At 72.3% G+C, this 18,815-nt stretch carries 18 protein-coding genes and 1 pseudogene; 5 read left to right on the forward strand and 14 right to left on the reverse strand.

All coding sequences use genetic code 11. From position 1 onward, the window contains the following. Positions 1–31: 31 nt before the first annotated feature. From B4U46_RS21910 to B4U46_RS21960, 11 genes are all read right to left on the reverse strand, one after another. Positions 32–1,042, reverse strand: coding sequence for a glutathione S-transferase family protein (locus B4U46_RS21910; RefSeq protein ID WP_079429401.1), 1,011 nt, complete (start codon positions 1,040–1,042; stop codon positions 32–34). A 118-nt stretch (positions 1,043–1,160) separates the two neighbouring features. After that, positions 1,161–1,895: a TetR family transcriptional regulator gene (locus tag B4U46_RS21915; protein ID WP_079429402.1), complete on the reverse strand. Its 735-nt coding sequence runs from the start codon at positions 1,893–1,895 to the stop codon at positions 1,161–1,163. An 11-nt stretch (positions 1,896–1,906) separates the two neighbouring features. Next, positions 1,907–2,329: a thiol-disulfide oxidoreductase DCC family protein gene (locus tag B4U46_RS21920; RefSeq protein ID WP_079429403.1), complete on the reverse strand. Its 423-nt coding sequence runs from the start codon at positions 2,327–2,329 to the stop codon at positions 1,907–1,909. A gap of 3 nt (positions 2,330–2,332) precedes the next feature. Then, a complete protein-coding gene (locus B4U46_RS21925; protein WP_079429404.1) occupies positions 2,333–2,752 on the reverse strand; it encodes a hypothetical protein in 420 nt (139 codons plus the stop codon). A gap of 88 nt (positions 2,753–2,840) precedes the next feature. Continuing rightward, positions 2,841–4,016 (reverse strand): serine hydrolase domain-containing protein, encoded by a 1,176-nt coding sequence (locus B4U46_RS21930; protein ID WP_123995431.1) that lies wholly within the window; start codon positions 4,014–4,016, stop codon positions 2,841–2,843. A 104-nt stretch (positions 4,017–4,120) separates the two neighbouring features. Continuing rightward, the gene (locus B4U46_RS21935) at positions 4,121–4,735 is read right to left on the reverse strand and encodes a Uma2 family endonuclease (protein ID WP_079429406.1); all 615 of its coding nucleotides are present in this window, start codon (positions 4,733–4,735) and stop codon (positions 4,121–4,123) included. Between the two features lie 160 nt (positions 4,736–4,895). After that, a complete protein-coding gene (locus B4U46_RS21940) occupies positions 4,896–5,654 on the reverse strand; it encodes a succinate dehydrogenase iron-sulfur subunit (RefSeq protein WP_007266035.1) in 759 nt (252 codons plus the stop codon). Beyond that, the gene (gene sdhA, locus B4U46_RS21945) at positions 5,654–7,408 is read right to left on the reverse strand and encodes a succinate dehydrogenase flavoprotein subunit (protein WP_079429407.1); all 1,755 of its coding nucleotides are present in this window, start codon (positions 7,406–7,408) and stop codon (positions 5,654–5,656) included. Before sdhA ends, B4U46_RS21940 begins: the two co-directional genes overlap by 1 nt. Before the next feature lie 24 nt (positions 7,409–7,432). Continuing rightward, complete coding sequence (locus B4U46_RS21950; RefSeq protein WP_079429408.1) at positions 7,433–7,915, reverse strand: succinate dehydrogenase hydrophobic membrane anchor subunit; 483 nt, start codon at positions 7,913–7,915, stop codon at positions 7,433–7,435. A gap of 5 nt (positions 7,916–7,920) precedes the next feature. After that, positions 7,921–8,301: a succinate dehydrogenase, cytochrome b556 subunit gene (gene sdhC, locus B4U46_RS21955; RefSeq protein WP_079429409.1), complete on the reverse strand. Its 381-nt coding sequence runs from the start codon at positions 8,299–8,301 to the stop codon at positions 7,921–7,923. A gap of 152 nt (positions 8,302–8,453) precedes the next feature. Then, complete coding sequence (locus B4U46_RS21960; RefSeq protein WP_079429410.1) at positions 8,454–9,074, reverse strand: 2-oxo-4-hydroxy-4-carboxy-5-ureidoimidazoline decarboxylase; 621 nt, start codon at positions 9,072–9,074, stop codon at positions 8,454–8,456. A gap of 332 nt (positions 9,075–9,406) precedes the next feature. Between B4U46_RS21960 and B4U46_RS21965 the strand changes: the two genes are divergently transcribed. Both B4U46_RS21965 and B4U46_RS21970 read left to right on the forward strand, forming a co-directional pair. Continuing rightward, positions 9,407–10,126, forward strand: a complete 720-nt coding sequence (locus B4U46_RS21965; protein WP_079429411.1) for an RNA polymerase sigma factor — start codon at positions 9,407–9,409, stop codon at positions 10,124–10,126. Further along, positions 10,126–11,157: a hypothetical protein gene (locus tag B4U46_RS21970; RefSeq protein WP_079429412.1), complete on the forward strand. Its 1,032-nt coding sequence runs from the start codon at positions 10,126–10,128 to the stop codon at positions 11,155–11,157. The genes B4U46_RS21965 and B4U46_RS21970 overlap by 1 nt, the downstream gene beginning before the upstream one ends. 240 nt (positions 11,158–11,397) lie before the next feature. On the opposite strand, the gene B4U46_RS21975 is transcribed toward B4U46_RS21970, so the two are convergent. Further along, a complete protein-coding gene (locus tag B4U46_RS21975) occupies positions 11,398–12,282 on the reverse strand; it encodes a L,D-transpeptidase family protein (RefSeq protein ID WP_079429413.1) in 885 nt (294 codons plus the stop codon). Positions 12,283–12,446: 164 nt separating this feature from the next. Between B4U46_RS21975 and B4U46_RS21980 the strand changes: the two genes are divergently transcribed. Continuing rightward, positions 12,447–14,042 (forward strand): acyl-CoA mutase large subunit family protein, encoded by a 1,596-nt coding sequence (locus tag B4U46_RS21980; protein WP_079429414.1) that lies wholly within the window; start codon positions 12,447–12,449, stop codon positions 14,040–14,042. A gap of 45 nt (positions 14,043–14,087) precedes the next feature. Beyond that, the gene (gene leuE / locus B4U46_RS21985; protein WP_079429415.1) at positions 14,088–14,741 is read left to right on the forward strand and encodes a leucine efflux protein LeuE; all 654 of its coding nucleotides are present in this window, start codon (positions 14,088–14,090) and stop codon (positions 14,739–14,741) included. Between the two features lie 36 nt (positions 14,742–14,777). On the opposite strand, the gene B4U46_RS21990 is transcribed toward leuE, so the two are convergent. Together B4U46_RS21990 and B4U46_RS21995 are read right to left on the reverse strand one after the other, a co-directional pair. Then, positions 14,778–16,175, reverse strand: a complete 1,398-nt coding sequence (locus B4U46_RS21990; protein WP_079429416.1) for a polysialyltransferase family glycosyltransferase — start codon at positions 16,173–16,175, stop codon at positions 14,778–14,780. Further along, positions 16,172–17,158: a glycosyltransferase family 2 protein gene (locus tag B4U46_RS21995; protein ID WP_079429417.1), complete on the reverse strand. Its 987-nt coding sequence runs from the start codon at positions 17,156–17,158 to the stop codon at positions 16,172–16,174. Before B4U46_RS21995 ends, B4U46_RS21990 begins: the two co-directional genes overlap by 4 nt. A gap of 155 nt (positions 17,159–17,313) precedes the next feature. On the opposite strand from B4U46_RS21995, the pseudogene B4U46_RS39195 reads away from it, so the two are divergent. Then, positions 17,314–18,733 (forward strand): annotated as a pseudogene (locus B4U46_RS39195) (DUF6716 putative glycosyltransferase). Positions 18,734–18,815: the final 82 nt, after the last annotated feature.

Consider the following 18,815-nt stretch of genomic DNA (forward strand, 5'->3'; position numbering starts at 1 on the left):
GCCGGTCCGCCTCCCGCCCGCGGCGGCCGTTTCAGGACCGCGCCGCGGCGTGCAGGGGCGGGACGGTCTCGGCGGGGGAGGGCGGCCCGGGCGGGGTGCCGTCCCCGAAGGGGCGTCCGCCCAGCGCCTCACGGCCGTGCGGTTCCAGCCAGCCCGAGGGGTCGGGGCCGGCGGGGACGATCCCGGTCGGGTTGATGTGCCCGTGGACCACGTAGAAGTGCTGCTTGATGTGGCCGAAGTCGACCGTGTCGCCGAAGCCGGGCGTCTGGAACAGGTCCCGCGCGTACGCCCACAGCACGGGCATCTCGCTCAGCTTCTGCCGGTTGCACTTGAAGTGGCCGTGGTAGACGGCGTCGAAGCGCACCAGCGAGGTGAACAGCCGCACGTCCGCCTCCGTGATCGTCTCGCCGACCAGGTAGCGGGAGTGCTCCAGCCGCTCGGAGAGCCGGTCGAGACGGGCGAAGAGGCGCCCGTACGCCTCCTCGTACGCCTCCTGCGACTTGGCGAACCCGGTGCGGTAGACACCGTCGTTCACGTCCGCGTAGATCTCCTCGCCGATCGCGTCGATCTGAGGCCGCAGCGCGACCGGGTACAGGTCCGGCGCCCCGTCGCGGTGGTACGCCGCCCACTCCAGCGCCAGGTCGAGGGTCAGCTGCGCGTAGTCGTTGGTGACCACCGCACCGCTCGGCACGTCCACGATCGCCGGCACCGTGATGCCCCGGTCGTACTCGGGGTCGCGGGCCAGGAACGCCTCCTGGAGGCGCTCTATGCCCAGCACCGGGTCGCGGCCGCCCGGGTCCAGGTCGAAGGTCCAGCTGCGCTTGTCGTGCGTCGGCCCCGCTATCGCCATGGGCAGGGCCTTCTCCAGGCCCAGGAGCCGCCGGAAGATCACCGTGCGGTGCGCCCAGGGGCAGGCACGGCTCACCACGAGACGGTAGCGGCCGGGCTCCACCGGAAAACCGTCGCGCCCGTCCGCGGTGATCCGGGTGGTGATGTAGCGGCTGTCGCGTGAATACCCCTTGCCGGGGCTTACGTTGCTCATCCCCGGGGCATACCCACCACCCGCGGGGACGAGCGGCCGCTCCACCGCGGCTCCGCCGTCCCTCGTCCCGGCCCCGCCCGCCGGACGTGGACCCGCGGGGCCCTTCCCGCCGCCCCGCTCAGCCCTCCGCGGGATCCGGGTCCGAGGCCCGCTTGCCGCCCCGCGACACCGCGGTCTGGGCCATGCCCGGCAGGAAGTCCGCGAACAGCTCGTGCACTTCCCGCACCAGCGGCCGCAGCACCCGGAAGCGGGCCAGGACGATGCCGCGGGTCGTCAGCTGCGCGCCCCGCTCGGCGAGCCGCCGGGTCTTCTCGCTCTCCGGGGAGCGGTCGAAGACCCAGTACAGGACGAGGCCCATCTGCGAGAGCCACATCAACTCCGGCAGCACGTCGGCCAGCTCGGCCGGCACCTTGGTCTTCGCCCCGGCCAGCACCTCGCGGTGGATGTCGATGGCCGCCTGCCGCGCCGGTTCCGATTCCGGGGAGAACGGGCTGAGCGGACTCTCGGGATCCGCCGCGTTCTTGAAGAACTGGGAGGCGAACTCGTGGTACGGCGCCGCGATGTCCAGCCAGCTCGTCAGCACCCCGGCGAGCCGCTTCTGGAGGTCGGTCTCCTGGTCCAGGATCGGCCGGACCGCCGCCTGGTGGGCGGCGCTGATCCGGTCGTAGAACCCCTGGACCAGGTGTTCCTTCGATTCGTAGTAGTAATACGCGTTGCCGACCGAGACCCCCGCCTCCTTGGCGATGGCCCGCATGGTCGTCTTGTCGAACCCGCGTTCCTGGAACAGGCGGAGCGCGGTTTCGAGGATGAGCGTGCGGGTCTGCTCGCTCTTGGGAGCCTTCTGATCTGTCACGGTGTCCGACCTTATCGGGGAGCCGGGCACTGGTCGTCACAGGCCGGTTCCCCGGGCTCCGCTTCGGACTTGGCACGGACCGCGTGCCGGACGGCGGCGGCCGTGTGCATCGCGGCCTTGGCGAAGGGCCGGCCGGCCGGGGTGGCCAGCCAGCCGGCCCTGGCCCGGTGCTCGGCCAGTGCCCACAGGCACATGATGAAGGCGTCCGTCCCCCGCCACACCTGACCCTGGTCCCCGACCACGGTGATCTCGCGGAGGGTCTGGGCGTGGGCGAGCTGGGGGAACCGCCGCCAGGCCTGGGCGGACGCGGCCGGGACCAGCCGTAGCGGGACCAGCTGGCGCTGCCGGACCAGCCAGTTGCGGATGTGCACGCACACCGGGCAGTCGCGGTCGTAGAGGACGGTCAGGTACCGGACGGGCACCTGCTCCGCCATGGCTCAGGCCCCGGCCGGAGCGGTCCACCCCTGCGGGGCGACGGGCGGCACCGGCGGCAGCTGCGCGGCCTGGCGCTCCATGACCCCGCGGCGGCGCATCCGGTTGAGCACCCACACGTTGCCCAGGTGCATGACGCCGAGCACGAGCAGGACGACGCCGAGCTTCACCGACAGGGCCTCGAAGAGCCCGCGGGCCTCCAGGATCGTGTCGCCCGACCGCAGGTAGAGGGTCACGAAGCCGATGTTCACCAGGTAGAACCCGACGACCAGGAGGTGGTTGACGGCGTCGGCGAGCTTCTCGTTGCCCTGGAGCACGTCGGCGATGAAGATCCGCCCGTTGCGGCTGAGCGTGCGGGCCACCCAGACGGTGAGCCCGATGCTGACGAGCAGGTAGATGACGTACGCGACCACGGTGAGGTCCATTGCCCCAGCCCCTTTGAACGTGTTCAACCGCTGACGTCTCCGACTGTAGACCTTCTTTTGAACACGTTCAAGCCTTCGTGCGGCCGGATCAGCGGAGCTTCAGCGGGTGGTCCGGGGCGAGGTGGGCCGCCAGGGCGATCAGGACCTCCGTGCTCGCGTTCTGCACCGTGCTGCCCTTGCCCTGGGTGGCCACGGTCGCGATCGCCAGCTTCTTGGCTGGCAGGTAGGCCACGGTCGCCGCGTATCCGGCGAAGGAAGGGTTCTGCAGGATCCAGTCACCGTCCACGACCAGCCCCAGGGCGTACGAGACCCCCGGCTGCACCGTTGCCACCGGCGTGAGCTGCGCCTTGTGGGACTCCGGGCTCAGCAGCCTGCCCTCGCCGATCGCCGCGAAGGACTTCGCCATGTCCGCCATCGTGGACGTCATCACCGCCCCCGGCGCGATCGTCCACGACGGGTCCCAGTACGTGGAGTCCTCGAACACCTTGCGCTCGTTGTCGAAGGCGTGCAGGACCGGCGCGGGGATCTCGGCCGTGGACGGGTTCGAGGTCCCGGTCAGCCCCAGCGGCCCGATGATCTCCTCGCGCATCACCTCGGCCAGGGGCCGGCCCCGCACTTTGCCGATGATGTCGCCCAGGATCTGCCAGTTGGCGTGCGAGTAGGCGAACCCCGAACCCGGCGCCCGCACCAGGGGCTTGTCCACGGAGATCCGGACGAGCTCCTGCGACGTCCAGTGCCGGAACGGGTTCTCGTACAGGGCGGCGAGGAACTTCGGGTCCCGGACGTAGTCGGCGTACCCGGAGGTGGTGGAGGCCAGCATCCGCAGCGTGATCGCGTCCGCGTGCGGCAGGTCGGGGCGCCAGCGGGAGATGCTGTCGTCCAGGGAGACCCGGCCCTCGTCGACGAGCTTGAGCAGCGCGGACGTCAGGTACGGGATCACGACGGCCCCGTTGCGGAACCGCATGTCGGGGGTGGCGGGGATCCCGGTCATGGACTGCCCGGCGGCGACGGAGGCGACCCGCTCGCCGCCGGTCCACACCTCCGCCATCGAGGCGGTGAGCTTGTACTTCGCCAACGACCCCTGGACCTGCGCCCGCGCGAAGGCGGCGGCGTCCCCCGCCAGGCAGACCCCGCCCCGGGAAACCTGCCCGGCCGGGCAGTCGGCCGGGTCCCCGGCGGCCGCGGGGGTCCCGCAGCCGGACAACAGGGACGCCCCGAGCACCAGCGGGAGCAACAGCGCGGGCTTCACACGACGACGGCGCACGGGTGCCTCCCAGCGGAACGGAGCGCTTCCCTCCCCTCCTCGCACGCTAGCCCCGCACTCCCGCCCCGGCGCGCCCGAAGCGGCCGGGGGAGTGAGCCCCCGGCCTACTCGGCCTTCGGCCCGGGCGTGGCCGCGCGCAGCACCTCGGCCACGTCGAGGGTGACCTTGGCGCCGATCGACTCGGGGAGGGTGACGAGCTCGCCGGGGGCGTGGACGCGGTGGGTCTCGTAGCCGTCTGCGACCGGGTCGGTGAGGACGTGCACGCGGCTGTGCCGGCGGTCGACGATCACGTAGACGGGGACCTTGGCGTTGCCGTAGGCGATGACCTTGGTCCGCAGGTCGGTCTGGTAGTTGCTGGAGGTGACTTCCAGGACCAGCCGGAAGCCGACGGGGTCGTAGCAGTTGTTCTCGATGTGGTGGTCTTCCAGGTCGGCGTCGACCACGGAGAGGTCCGGGATGGCGTAGTCCTCACGGCCATCCGGCAGCCAGATACCGATGGCCTGGAGCACCTCTGCGTCGTCGCCGTGCAGCCCTGCGTCGAGGAAGGGCAGCATGAGGCCCGTCAAGGCCCTGGCGTGGGCGCGGTCGGCTGGTGGCGAAACGAGGATCTGCCCTCCGATGATCTCGACGCGGTGGCCCGGGTACTGCTCCATGAGCCGGTTGGCCAGGTCGAGGAGCGGCCATTCGCTGGGGGGGTGCTCAGCGGGTGCTGCGGACATCACGTGCCTCCCGTGGGCTGCTGTCGAGAGCATCATCGTAGGGCGCCCGCGGGCCCCGGGGCGGGATCCCGCGCACTCACTCGAACGGGCGAGGGCCCCGTCCCCCGGTGTGGAAACACCGGGGGACGGGGCCCTCGTACGACCTGCGGGACCGGGACGGTCAGAAGCGGCGCGTGATCAGCGCGCGCTTGACTTCCTGGATCGCCTTCGTGACCTCGATGCCACGGGGGCACGCGTCGGTGCAGTTGAAGGTCGTGCGGCAGCGCCACACGCCGTCCTTGTCGTTCAGGATCTCCAGCCGCTGCTCGCCGGCCTCGTCACGCGAGTCGAAGATGAAGCGGTGGGCGTTGACGATCGCCGCCGGGCCGAAGTACTGGCCGTCGTTCCAGAACACCGGGCACGAGGACGTGCACGCGGCGCACAGGATGCACTTGGTGGTGTCGTCGAAGCGCTCGCGGTCCTCGGCGGACTGCAGGCGCTCGCGCGTCGGCTCGTTGCCCTTGGTGACCAGGAACGGCATGACGTCCCGGTACGCCTGGAAGAAGGGCTCCATGTCGACCACGAGGTCCTTCATCACCGTGAGGCCCTTGATGGCCTCGACCGTGATGGGCTTCTCCGGGTTGATGTCCTTGATCAGCGTCTTGCAGGCGAGCCTGTTCTTGCCGTTGATCCGCATCGCGTCGGAGCCGCAGATGCCGTGCGCGCACGAGCGACGGAAGGTCAGCGTGCCGTCGAGGTCCCACTTGATCTTGTGGAGACCGTCGAGCACGCGCTCCTTCGGGTCGATCTCGATCTGGAAGTCCTGCCACTCCGCCTCGGCCGAGACCTCGGGGTTGTAGCGGCGGATCCGGAACGTGACCGTGATGTACGGCGAGGCGGCGGCCGCCGCCTCCATCTTGTCCAGGGTCGGGGTGGCCATCAGTACTTACGCTCCATCGGCTGGTAGCGGGTGACGACGACGGGCTTGTAGTCCAGGCGGACGGAGTCCTTGCCGTCGGCGCCGACCTCGCGGTACGCCATGGTGTGGCGCATGAAGTTGACGTCGTCGCGGTTCGGGTAGTCCTCGCGGTAGTGACCGCCGCGGGACTCCTTGCGCGCCAGGGCGGACACGGCCATGACCTCGGCCAGGTCGAGCAGGTTGCCCAGCTCGATGGCCTCCAGCAGGTCCGTGTTGAACCGCTTGCCCTTGTCCTGGACGGACACGTTCTTGTAGCGCTCGCGCAGCTCCGCGATCTTCTCGACCGCGGTCTTGATGGTCTGCTCCGTGCGGAACACCATCACGTTCGCGTCCATCGTCTCCTGGAGCTCCAGGCGCAGGTCGGCGACCCGCTCCGTGCCCGTGGAGTTGCGCAGCTGCTCGACCAGGTCGGCGACCTGCTGCGCCGGGTTCTCCGGCAGCTCGACGTAGTCGTTCTCGGCCGCGTACTTGGCCGCGGCGATGCCGGAGCGCTTGCCGAAGACGTTGATGTCCAGCAGCGAGTTGGTGCCCAGGCGGTTGGCGCCGTGCACCGACACGCAGGCGACCTCGCCGGCCGCGTACAGGCCCGGGACGACGGTGGTGTTGTCCGCCAGGACCTCACCCTCGACGTTGGTCGGGATGCCGCCCATGGCGTAGTGCGCGGTGGGCTGGATCGGGATCGGGTCCGTGTAGGGCTCGATGCCGAGGTAGGTGCGCGCGAACTCCGTGATGTCCGGGAGCTTCGCGTCCAGCTGCTCCGGCGGGAGGTGCGTCAGGTCCAGGTACACGTGGTCACCGGCCGGACCGCAGCCGCGGCCCTCGCGGATCTCGGTGTAGATGGAGCGCGAGACGACGTCACGGGACGCGAGGTCCTTCATGACCGGCGCGTACTTCTCCATGAAGCGCTCGCCGTCCTTGTTGCGGAGGATGCCGCCCTCACCACGGGCGCCCTCCGTCAGCAGGATGCCCATGCGCCAGATGCCCGTCGGGTGGAACTGGAAGAACTCCATGTCCTCCAGCGGCAGGCCGCGGCGGTAGCAGGCCGCCTGGCCGTCACCCGTCAGGGTGTGCGCGTTGGAGGTCACCTTGAAGAACTTGCCGGTGCCGCCGGAGGCGTAGATGACCGACTTGGCCTGGAAGACGTGGATCTCGCCGGTGGCGAGCTCGTACGCGACCACACCCGCGGACTTCTTCACACCGTCGACCTCGACCAGCAGCTGGTCCAGGACGTAGAACTCGTTGAAGAACTCCACGCCCTCCTTGACGCAGTTCTGGTACAGCGTCTGGAGGATCATGTGGCCGGTGCGGTCCGCGGCGTAGCAGGACCGGCGGACCGGCGCCTCGCCGTGGTTGCGGGAGTGACCGCCGAAGCGGCGCTGGTCGATGGTGCCGTCCGGGGTGCGGTTGAACGGCAGGCCCATCTTCTCGAGGTCGAGGACCGCGTCGATGGCCTCCTTCGCCAGGATCTCGGCGGCGTCCTGGTCGACCAGGTAGTCACCGCCCTTGACCGTGTCGAAGGTGTGCCACTCCCAGTTGTCGTCCTCCACGTTGGCCAGCGCGGCGGCCATGCCGCCCTGCGCGGCGCCCGTGTGGGAGCGGGTGGGGTAGAGCTTCGTCAGCACGGCGGTGCGGCTGCGCTTCGTCGCCTCGATGGCGGCGCGCATGCCCGCGCCACCGGCGCCGACGATCACGGTGTCGTACTTGTGGATCTTCATTTTGTTTCGCCTCAGCCCCGTTGCCTAGCGGATGTTCGGGTCGAAGGTGAAGATCACCAGCGTGCCCAGAAGGATGGTGAACACCGTGGCGGTGTAGAGCAGGCCCTTCAGCCACAGCCGCGTGTTGGCGCGCTCCGCGTAGTCGTTGATCACGGTACGCAGGCCGTTGGCGCCGTGCAGCATGGCCAGCCACAGCATCAGCAGGTCCCAGACCTGCCAGAACGGGGAAGCCCAGCGGCCGGCGACGAACGCGAAGCCGACCTTCGAGACGCCGCCGTCCAGCACGAGCTGGATCAGCAGGTGGCCGATCACCAGGACGACCAGCACGATGCCCGAGAGGCGCATGAAGAGCCACGCGGCCATCTCGAAGTTGCCGCGGGTCGAGCGCGGGGTCTTGCCGGTCCGCTTGCGCGGGGCCTCGATGTAGGGCGCCGGGTTGTCGGTGTCGTAGAGGGACACACCCTCGACGGAGCCGATCGCCTGGGCGGAAGAAGTGTCAGAAGACATGCGTGTCACTCCCCGAACAGAACGCGGTAGGCGTGGCCGAGGACCGGGAGGACGGCACCGGCCATCAGCACGATCCAGACGCCCACGACGGTCCAGAGCATCTGCTTCTGGTAGCGGGGGCCCTTGGACCAGAAGTCCACGGCGATCACACGGAGACCGTTGAGCGCGTGGAAGAGGATGGCGGCGACGAGGCCGTACTCCAGCAGCGCGACGATCGGGGTCTTGTAGGTAGACACGACATCGTCGTACGCCTCAGGGGAGACGCGGACGAGTGCGGTGTCGAGGACGTGTACGAACAGGAAGAAGAAAATGAGGACGCCGGTGACTCGATGAGCCACCCAGGACCACATTCCTTCCCGGCCGCGGTACAACGTTCCAGCCGGCACGGAAAACCCTCCGGAAGCGGGGCGGGGGCCAGCCGGCTTCTTTGTCGGTCGGGCCCGGCCGGGTACGGTCCACCGGCCCCGGACATCGTAGCGACGCTTCGTCGGTTCCCTCGCGCGGGGTCCGCTGGTGTGATCAAACAGGCACGGACGGCCTATCCCACAGGGGCGAACAGCCCGAAATCGGCCGTCGACCGGCCGTCACCGGGATCAACGCGGTGCGCGCCCGCGAGCCGGTCGAGCAGGCTCAGCAGCCGGGAGCGGGCCACCATCCGCAGTTCGTCGGCCGCGATCGAGCGTTCCTCGTCGATCTCGTGACCCATCCTCCGGCGGATCGCCGCCAGCAGCTGGCTTATCTGCTCCTCGGGCGGATGGCCGTCCAGGCAGATCACGAAGGCGTGCCCGAAGGTGCGCTCGTACTCCGCCCGGGCCGCGTCCAGCGCCAGCAGCGCCGCGTAAGGTGCCCCGTGCCCCAGCTCCGCCGAGGACTCCCGGGCCAGCGCCTCGGTGAGGTCGCCCTGGGACATGTCGTACGCGGCCTCGTCGGCCGCCGCCAGCAGGGAGGCGGTGTCCGGATAGGGGCGGTGGTCGGCCACCCGCTGGGCCCAGCGGACGCTGCCGCAGCAGTGCAGCAGGGCCGTCCGGGCGTGCTCGGGCGGCAGCGAGTTGAACCGCTCCAGCCCGGTGCCCGGGGTGGAGACCGGGCCGCGGACCTGTGCCGGAAGGGGGCTGGACAGCGGAGTTCTCCTCGGGGCGCGGCGCGGGTGTACCGCCACGCTAGCGATCCCGGAGAGGGGGTGTCGTATGCATAAGGGGATTTCACCCGGAAGTGAGCCGAAAGGATGACACCCGGGCCGGATTGAACCGGCTGAAGAGAGGGGAGGGCGACCGAGGCCGCCACCCCCCACAGGAGAGGCCCCGGTCGCCATCCGTCACGGGCTCGTGCGACAAGCCCGTATCTGTGTCAGCGTCCGGAGTGCGTTTTCTGTCACACCTCGCTCCGCGCAGGCTTCGTCGCTGGTTGTACAACGCGTGGACGAGAGGTACGCGAAAGCCGTAACGTGCGGATTTGCGCCACACGTACAGGACGTCGAACGGGTTGGGGACTTTGCTGGGGGACGACGCGGAGCTGACCGCCGCGGTGCTCGCGGCACAGGACGGCGACGAGAGCGCGTTCCGGACTGTGTACCGCGCCGTGCACCCGCGCCTGCTCGGATACGTACGGACGCTCGTCGGGGACGGCGACGCCGAGGACGTGACCTCCGAGGCCTGGCTGCAGATCGCCCGCGACCTCGCCTCCTTCACGGGAGACGCCGACCGCTTCCGCGGCTGGGCGGCGCGCATCGCCCGCAACCGGGCCCTCGACCACATCCGCATGCGCGGCCGCCGGCCCGCCGTCGGCGGGGACGAGACCGAGCTCACAGGCCGGGCCGCGGACTCCGACACCTACGGCGAGGCCATGGAGGCCCTGTCCACCGGCCGCACCATGGCGCTCATCGCCCGGCTCCCGCAGGACCAGGCCGAGGCCGTCGTCCTGCGGGTGGTCGTCGGCCTCGACGCCAAGAGCGCGGCCGAGACCCTGGGCAAGCGCCCCGGCGCGGTCCGCACGGCCGCCCACCGGGGCCTGAAGAAGCTCGCCGAGCTCCTGAACGCCGACCCCGGAGCCGCGGGTGAGGCCGAGGCCAGGGCGCGGGTCGGCCATAATGCCGGAGACCTGGCGCGGGACCGGGACCTCGACGCCGTACCGGCGCAGCGGGCACGGGCGAAGGACCTCGTGGAACAAACCGGTGTGACGCATTCACGTTGGCGGACGCAGAAGGACATGTGATGGCCGACGAGCACAAGGCGTGGCTGGACGGAGCCACGGCGGAAGAGCTGCTGCGCGGACGGGCCGCCGCCCCGGTCGGACCCGGCGCCGACCCGCGCGCCCGGGCCGAGGCCGCCCGGCTGCGCGCCGCCCTCGACGCCCTGACCCCGCGGACCGCGGACCGCGGCGAGCTGCCCGGCGAAGCCGCGGCCCTGGCCGCGTTCCGCGCGGCGCACGCCACCCGCGCCGCCGCCCCGGCCACCGCGGCCCCCGCGGCGGGCCGCTCCGGCGCGCCCGGGGCCGGCGTCCCCGACGAGCCCCTGATCGACCTGGCCCCGATACCCGTCGTACGGATCCCCGCGCAGCGCCGCCACGGCACGCCCGCCCGCTTCGGGCTGGCGGCCGCGCTCGCCGGGGTCGCGGTCGGCGGGATCGCCGCCGTCGCCGGCACCGGCCTGCTGGACCGGGACGCCCGCCTCTCCGCGGGTCCCGCGCCGGCGGTGTCGGTCAGTGCCGACTCGGAGCGCACGCCCGCCGCGGAGACGGCCGGACCCACCTCCCTTCCGCAGCTGCGGCCCACCCCGGAGGGCGGCGGCGGCCTCGCCTCGCTCGGCCCCGGCTTCTCGCTGCCGCCGGACGGCCGGGGCCGCACCCCCCTGGACCCCGGCGGCTCGCTGCCGCCCGGCACGGTGACGACGCCCGCCACGGGGGGCGGCACGACGGGTACGGACGGCGGCACCCGCAACACGCTCACCGACAAGAACGACGGCACCAAGGACGGCGGTGCCGGCGGCAAGGACCGCGACCAGCAGGACACGGACCGCCCCGAGACCCTGTGCCGGGACCACGCCGCGAACAAGCTGGCCGAGGACCGCAAGCAGTACCTCGCCCGGATCGCCGGCGGCCCCGCCAAGATCCCGCGCTTCTGCGCGACCCTGCTGGAGGCGCCCCGCTCGGGCACCCCGCAGGGCGGGAGCACCGACCAGGGCGGCGTCGTCGTCCCCTCGCCGGTCCTCAGCCCGGCCGGCCCGCTGGGCTTCCGCACCCGCTGACGGGGCCCCGCGACCCGGTGCGGAAACGGTTCACCGAAAGTCCGCGCGAAGGGCAGTAACACTTTTCGACCGGCCGGCGCAGTACAGAACGAGCCGACTGGTCATCGGCCGCGCAAGAGCCGGGGTTCCCCCCGTACCCCTGGGCTCTGCGCACCCGGCGCGGGCGGGGCACGTTCCCCCGGCCCTGCCCGCGCCCCTTCCTCTCCCCCGGCCGCGCCCGGTCGGTCGACCGAATGGGCGTCACCAGTAGACGACGACCTTGTCGCCGACCTTCACCTGGTCGAACAGCGCCGACAGCTTCGCCTTGTCCCGGACGTTGACGCAGCCGTGCGAGGCGCCGGCGTAGCCACGGGCCGCGAAGTCGGCCGAGTAGTGCACGGCCTGGCCCTGACTGAAGAACATCGCGTACGGCATCGGCGTGTGGTAGATCGTCGACGTCCAGTCCTTCGCCTTCCACTCCACCTGGAACAGCCCCTCGCGGGTGGGCGTGTTCTCCGAGCCGAAGCGCACGTCCATGGACGAGACCACCTTGCCGTCGATCATCCAGGCGAGGGTGCGGCTCTCCTTGCTGATGCACAGCACCCGGCCCTGCATGCACCGCGGGTCCGGGGCGGCGACCTCGTTGGTGGTCGGCGGGCGCAGCTCCTCCTCGGTGGGCTTCCTGCTGAGGCCCTGGACCTTCTGCCAGGTGGCCTCGTCCACCGCACCGGTGGCACCGAGCCCGTGCTGCGACTGGAAGGTCTTCACGGCGGCGGTCGTCTTCGAGCCGTAGAAGCCGGTGGGCGCCGAGGCCATCAGCTTCAGCTGGCGCAGCCGGGCCTGGAGGTCGCGGACCTGGTCGTTCTCGTCGCCGTTGGCCATGACCGGCTTCACGACGGGTGCCGCCGGCCGGGAGGGCGCGTCGGAGGGCGAGGCGGAGGGGGAAGCGGAGGGGGAAGCGGACTGCGAGGGCGAGGGGGTGCCGGGCTTGTCGTCCTGACCGGACGCGGATGCCGAGGGGGAAGCCACCGGCGCGGAGGGCGCCGCCGGAGCGGACCCGGAATGCTGCGGACCGCAGGCGGCCGCGGCGAAGGCCACGGCGGTGGCGAGGCCGAACGTACGGATGAGGGCTCTCTGTCGGTGCATCGCGGTTCCCCCGAATTCATTGTCGTGTATCTGGGTGATGCCTCACATGGCGTGGACAGTTGCGGACGGTCCCGGGATGTTGCGCCATTGTGACCAGCGGTCGTCGCGGGCACGGTTGTACCAGCCCCGGGCCGGTCGGCTCCACGGACACGGAGGTCCACGGCATGGTCCGTCCCACGGCCCGCACCGAGAGCGGAATCCCCATCGAACCGGTCTACGGGCCGGACGACCTCGCGGGCTGGGACCCGGGGGACAGGCTCGGGGCGCCGGGGGAGTACCCGTACACCCGCGGCATCCACCCCACGATGTACACGGCCCGCCCCTGGACCATGCGCCAGTACGCGGGCTTCGGCACGGCCGCCGAGTCCAACGCCCGCTACCGCCGGCTCATCGAGGGCGGCGGGACCGGCCTGTCCGTGGCCTTCGACCTGCCCACCCAGATGGGCCACGACTCCGACGCCCCCCTGGCCGCCGGGGAGGTCGGCAAGGTCGGCGTCGCCGTCGACTCCGTCGAGGACATGCGGGTGCTCCTGGAGGGCATCCCCCTGGACCGGGTCTCCACCTCGATGACGATCAACGCCCCGGCCGCCCTGCTGCTCCTGATGTACCAGCTGGTCGCGGAGGAACAGGGCATCCCGGGCTCCCGGCTGACCGGCACCGTCCAGAACGATGTCCTGAAGGAGTACATCGCGCGCGGCACGTACATCTTCCCGCCCGGCCCCTCCCTGCGGCTGACCGCCGACACCTTCCGCTACTGCCGCACGGAGATCCCCAGGTGGAACACCATCTCGATCTCCGGCTACCACATGGCGGAGGCGGGGGCCTCGCCCGTGCAGGAGATCGCCTTCACCCTCGCCGACGCGATCGCCTACGTCCGGACCGCGATCGACGCCGGGATGGCCGTCGACGAGTTCGCCCCCCGCCTCTCCTTCTTCTTCGTCGCCCGCACCACCCTCCTGGAGGAGGTGGCCAAGTTCCGTGCGGCCCGCCGGATCTGGGCCCGCGTCATGCGCGAGGAGTTCGGGGCCAGGGACCCCAAGTCGCTGATGCTGCGCTTCCACACCCAGACCGCCGGGGTCCAGCTGACGGCGCAGCAGCCCGAGCTGAACCTCGTCCGGGTGGGGGTGCAGGCCCTGGCCGCCGTCCTCGGCGGGACGCAGTCGCTGCACACCAACTCCTTCGACGAGGCCATCGCCCTGCCCACGGAGAAGGCGGCCCGGCTGGCGCTGCGGACCCAGCAGGTGCTCGCGTACGAGACGGACGTGCCGCACACCGCCGACCCCTTCGCCGGGTCCTACGCCGTGGAGCGGATGACGGACGAGCTGGAGGAGGCGGCCCTGGCCCTGATGCGGCGGGTCGAGGACCTCGGCGGGGCGGTCGCGGCGATCGAGGCGGGCTTCCAGAAGGGGGAGATCGAGGCCAACGCCTACCGGATCGCACGGGAGCAGGAAGCCGGGGCGCGGGTCGTGGTCGGGGTCAACCGCTTCGCGCTGGAGCGGGAGGAGCCGTACGAGCCGCTGCGCGTCGACCCCGCGGTCGAGGCCCGGCAGTGCGCGGCGCTGGCCCGGCTGCGCGCGGGGCGGGACGCGGAGGCGGTGCGCAGCACGCTGGAGGAGCTGCGGGAGGTGGCCGCCGGGACGGAGGGGAACGTGCTGCACCCGATGAAGGAGGCGCTGCGGGCGCGGGCCACGGTGGGCGAGGTGTGCGGGGTGCTGAGGGAGGTCTGGGGGACGTACGAACCCGCCGGTCTCGGTTCGTGAAACCCACTGGCGTGACAGGTGCGTACCTATGGGACACTCCTGCGCATGCTGGGTGTGACAGATCTTCCTACTTATCTCGCCGCGGTGGTGCTGATCGTTCTGCTGCCGGGGCCGAACTCCCTCTACGTCCTGTCCGTCGCCTCGCGCCGCGGCGTGAAGGCGGGCTACAGGGCCGCCTTCGGCGTGTTCACCGGCGACACGGTGCTGATGGTGCTCACGGCCGTCGGCGCGGGCGCGCTGCTCCAGGCGAGCCCGGTGCTGTTCGGCGTGGTCAAGGTGCTCGGGGCCGGCTACCTGGGCTGGCTGGCCGTGGGCATGATGCGGGCCGCGTGGGCCATGTGGCAGGCGCGGCGGACGCGTGACGAGGAGCCCGGGGAAGCGGGGCCGGAGGCGGCGGGGGCGGCCGAGCGGCCGTACCGGCGGGCGCTGCTGGTCAGCCTGCTCAACCCGAAGGCCATCTTGTTCCTGCTGTCGTTCTTCGTGCAGTTCGTCGACCCGGGATACGCCCACCCGGCGCTGTCGTTCCTGCTGCTCGGGACCGTCTCCCAGCTCGTCAGCCTCGCCTACCTGTCCACCCTGATCTTCACCGGCACCCGCCTGTCGGCCGCCTTCCGCCGCCGCAAGCGGCTGTCGGCGGGGGCGACCTCGGCGGCGGGCGTGATCTTCCTCGGCTTCGCCGCCAAGCTCGCCGTCAGCTGACGCCGGCCGACCCGGGCGCGGGCCCGCCCGGCTGCCTCAGGAGCCCGAGCCCAGGCGGCCCAGCCGCCTGCGCAGCCGGTGCGCCGCCCGCCGCACGGCGCGGTTGCGGGGCAGGAACGCCAGCCGCCGCGGGACCCCGCCGGGCAGTCCCAGCGCGGTCAGCCGGCGGCGGCCGAAGTAGCGCCGGGTGTACGGGTCCAGGTGCCGGGCCAGGTAGGCCTCGGCCGCGGGGCGGCGGTCCGGCAGGATCCGGGGCTGCATCGTGAAGCCCACCGCCGCGACCAGCCCGGGCAGATCGGCAGGTGGATCCTGCGGCGGCCCGTCCAGGTCCGGGACCAGGGCGTCCACCAGGGTCAGGGGGATCCGGTTGCTGTTCTGGTACGGGGCCAGCCGCCCCAGCACGGCCGCGGTCCCGGTGCGCGCCACCGGGATCCCGTACAGCGCCCGGGCCGTCAGCAGCCCGGTCGAGAAACAGCCCACGACCAGCGCCGGCCGCAGCCGCTGGTACAGGATCTCGGCCAGCACCGGCGCGTCCAGCACCCGCAGCCGCACCCCCAGCCGGGCGGCCTCCGCCCGGGCCCGCCGCGCGTACGCGGCCGGGGCGCTCGGGTGCGGTTTGAACACCAGGTCCCGGTGGCCCCACTCGTGGGCGCCGCGCACCATCGCGGCGTGCAGCTCCTCCTCCTCGTCCGGGGACATCAGCTCCAGCGCGGACAGGTACTGGCCCAGCAGCAGCGCGGGCGGCTCCTCCCCGGCGCCGGTGCCGGCGCCGGTGCCGGAACCGCCTCCGGCGCCGGTGCCGGGAGCCGGTCCGAGCGGGTCCGCCAGGTCCGCCGGCTCCGCCAGGTCCGCCAGCTCCGCGAAGACCTTCAGCACGGCGGGCGCCGGGACCAGCTCCCCCCGCACCCCGAACTCCGTCAGCAGCAGCGGCTCCAGCCCCGGCACCAGGTCCAGGTGCAGCACCCGCCGCACCCGCATCCCGATCTGCGGGTCGAGCCGGAAGCGGGTGGGCCCGTACGACATGAGCCCGTCGGCGTAGACGTCGATCGCCGCCCCCGGGAACAGCCGGCACAGGCTCTGCGCGGGCGGCACCTGGAGCGATTCCACGACCAGCTCGACCCGGTCCCCGCCCAGCCCCCACAGCTGCCGCAGCTGCCGCTCCCACAGCGGGACGTCCTCCGGGCGCGGCGCCCAGACGCCGGGGTGCTGCGGGGCGACGACCGCGTTCCAGTCGATCACCTCGTCGAAGCGGGTGCGCAGCGCGGCGAACCCCGGCATGGCGTCCAGGCCCGGGGTCGCCTCGGGGGCGGGGGAGTGGTTGCTGGTCAGCAGGATCCGGCGGCCGGCCGGCGGGAGGCAGCCGGCGTCGAGGGCGGCGGCGAGGGTGGCCGCGCCGTAGAGGGTGGAGGCGAGGAAGACCTGCGTCACGTTCACGCCGCGGCCCCGGGGGCCGCGGCGGCGGCGGTCCGGCGGCGTAGCCTGCGCAGCAGCGCGGAACGCTCGGCGTCCATCGAGTCCAGGGCCCGCTCCAGCACCCCGCGGGGCATGCGGGCGAGCGCGTCCGCACCCATCGACCGGAGTTTTTTCGCCACGCCCGGTTCGAACCTTTCGATCGAGCCGATATGGTGCGCGATAATTGCGCAATACGTTCGGACCGCTTTGTGGATCAAGAGTTCGGATTCCCGGTCGGCGGCCGTCTCTGCGATTACCTGGTCGAATGCCCGAATGAAATCGAGCTGGCGCTCGTCACCGATCTGCGTCAACGAGGTGGAAATGCCGCGCCGGTAGAAGACCCCCGGCAGGCCCACCGCCGCGAACGACTCCGCCTCCCGGTGCAGCCGCCAGATCCACGGCCGGTCCTCCGCCGTGCGCAGCCCGTCGGTGAAGTGCAGCAGCCCGCGGTCCAGCAGCCGCCGGTGGTACATCCCGGCCCAGGCGTACGGGTAGTCCACCGCGGTGGCCCGCGAGGCCGGCAGGATCCCGGCCCGCGGATCGGCGACCACCGCGTCCGGCCCGTACGGCACCCGCTGCACGACCCGCTCCCGGCCCGTCACCTGCACATGGTCGGTCCGGACGAAATCGCAGTTCAGGGCCTCGATGGCGGCCAGGGTGCGGGCCAGGTGGCCCGGCGCCAGCCAGTCGTCGCCGTCCAGGAAGGCGATGTAGCGCCCGCGCGCCGCGTCCAGCCCGGTGTTGCGGGCGGTCGCCAGCCCGCCGTTGCGCTCCCGTCTGAGCAGCACCGCCCCCGGCAGGGTCGCGGCGGCCCGTTCCAGCAGCTCGGGCGTGCCGTCCGTGGAACGGTCGTCGACGAGCAGGAACTCGAAGTCCTCGCGGGCGTTGAGTCCGAGGCTCCGCAGGGCGTCCGGGGCGTATGTCTGCACGTTGTAGAACGGCACGACCACAGAGAGCTTGAGCACCCGTGAGACCTTAGGGCGCGGCCCGGCATTCACCGTGGCCCCGATGCGTATTCCATGTGAACGACGCGGGGCCGTCGCGTTAACCAGGACGCTTTCGCATTTCGTCGACGGGTTGTTAACCCGCCGTTGTGCGCTCGTTGGGCCGACCACCGGAAATGCGGAATAGCTTCTGCCGGGTGCCAGTGCCAATCAGCAGAAGCCGGGCCGATCAGCGGATCGCCGTACTCGCCGATTCCGATACGCGATGGAAATGGGGCGCCCTCACGGCCCGCCGCCTCGCGCCCTCCGACGCCCCTCCGGGCCACCGGATCACCGGGTACCTCCTGCGCGGCCGCGCCACCCCCACAGCCCGCCAGCTCGGCGAGGCGGGGGTGGGGGCGGACGCCGCGCCGGCGGAGGTGACCTGCGCGGAGTTCCTGGCGGAGCTCGGGCGCGAACGGTACGACGTGGTCGTCCTCGCCCTCGTCGGCGGGGCCGTCCAGGCCGTCCTGCACGGGGCCCGCGCCCTGTGGCCGGAGCCGGCCGCCCGGCCCGTGTTCGTCACCGGGTACGTGGGCGTGGTCTACGAGAAGCTGGCCGACGGGCTGCTGCTGCGGCACGGCGCCGACCTGGTCCTGGCCAACTCCCGCCATGACGCCGAGCGCTTCCGCGCCGTCTACGCGGGGGCGGGCGCCGACCCCGGAGCCGTCACCGAGACCGCCCTGCCGTTCCTGGACGGGGCCCCGTACGAGCCCGCCGGGAACCGCACCCACCGGGTGGTCTTCGCCGTGCAGCCCTCCGTGCCCGAGGCCCGTGCCGACCGCGCCTACCTGCTGGGCCGGGCCGCCGGGCACGCACGGCTGCACCCGGACCGCGAGGTGCTGGTCAAACTCCGCAGCCGGCCGGGGGAGCACACCACCCACCTGGAGGAGCACCCCTACCAGCGCCTGGCCGAACGCCTCCCGGGCGGCCTCCCGCCGAACCTGCGGCTGGTCTACGGCCACATGGGCGAGGTCCTGGACACCACCGACCTGCTGGTCACCGTCTCCTCCACGGCCGCCCTGGAGGCCCTTCACCGGGGCGTCCCGACCGCCGTCCTGACCGACCTCGGCATCCGCGAGTCCCTCGGCAACCAGCACTTCCTCGGCTCGGGCTGCCTGGCCTCCTGGGACCAACTGGACGCGGGCCTGCTCCCCCAGGCAAACCCGACCTGGCTGGCAACCCACGGCGTCCCGCCCCCCGCCGCCCCCCGTCCGCCGCCCCCACGGGGGCGCACCGGGCCCCCGCGGACGCGGGGCCGGTCGACCCCTACGCCGCCGCCCGGGAGCGGGTCGCGCGGCTGCTCGGGGAGGAGCTGCTGCCGCCCGTGGCGCCGTACTACACCCTGGAGACCGCCCCCGGTTACCTGCCCGGGATCCTCGCCCGGCAGCACCTCGCCCCCGACGGGACCCCCCTCCCCGGCGCCCTGCCGCGCGGGGGCCGGGAGTCGGCGGCGCGGCGGTGGGTGCGGGGGCGGCTGCGCGAGGCCGCCCGGGGGCCTACCGGCACGGGGTGCAGCGCGTGGCCCCCGCGATCCGCCGCCTGGGCGAACTGTGACCGCCCCCACCGGCCCCGCCGCAACCCCCGTCCCGGCACCGGCACCGGCTCCGGGTGCCGCGTCCGCCTCCCGCCCCGGCCC

It is taken from the genome of Streptomyces katrae, assembly GCF_002028425.1.
Classification (GTDB): Bacteria; Actinomycetota; Actinomycetes; order Streptomycetales; family Streptomycetaceae; genus Streptomyces; species Streptomyces katrae_A.

What these genes read in the sequence shown, in the direction of transcription:
- B4U46_RS21950 (WP_079429408.1), bottom strand. Translation starts at nt 7,915, where the DNA reads ATGTCTTCTGACACTTCTTCCGCCCAGGCGATCGGCTCCGTCGAGGGT.
- B4U46_RS21970 (WP_079429412.1), top strand. Translation starts at nt 10,126, where the DNA reads ATGGCCGACGAGCACAAGGCGTGGCTGGACGGAGCCACGGCGGAAGAG.
- B4U46_RS21925 (WP_079429404.1), bottom strand. Translation starts at nt 2,752, where the DNA reads ATGGACCTCACCGTGGTCGCGTACGTCATCTACCTGCTCGTCAGCATC.
- B4U46_RS21935 (WP_079429406.1), bottom strand. Translation starts at nt 4,735, where the DNA reads ATGTCCGCAGCACCCGCTGAGCACCCCCCCAGCGAATGGCCGCTCCTC.
- leuE (WP_079429415.1), top strand. Translation starts at nt 14,088, where the DNA reads ATGCTGGGTGTGACAGATCTTCCTACTTATCTCGCCGCGGTGGTGCTG.
- B4U46_RS21940 (WP_007266035.1), bottom strand. Translation starts at nt 5,654, where the DNA reads ATGGCCACCCCGACCCTGGACAAGATGGAGGCGGCGGCCGCCGCCTCG.
- B4U46_RS21920 (WP_079429403.1), bottom strand. Translation starts at nt 2,329, where the DNA reads ATGGCGGAGCAGGTGCCCGTCCGGTACCTGACCGTCCTCTACGACCGC.
- B4U46_RS21975 (WP_079429413.1), bottom strand. Translation starts at nt 12,282, where the DNA reads ATGCACCGACAGAGAGCCCTCATCCGTACGTTCGGCCTCGCCACCGCC.
- sdhA (WP_079429407.1), bottom strand. Translation starts at nt 7,408, where the DNA reads ATGAAGATCCACAAGTACGACACCGTGATCGTCGGCGCCGGTGGCGCG.
- B4U46_RS21980 (WP_079429414.1), top strand. Translation starts at nt 12,447, where the DNA reads ATGGTCCGTCCCACGGCCCGCACCGAGAGCGGAATCCCCATCGAACCG.
- B4U46_RS21910 (WP_079429401.1), bottom strand. Translation starts at nt 1,042, where the DNA reads ATGAGCAACGTAAGCCCCGGCAAGGGGTATTCACGCGACAGCCGCTAC.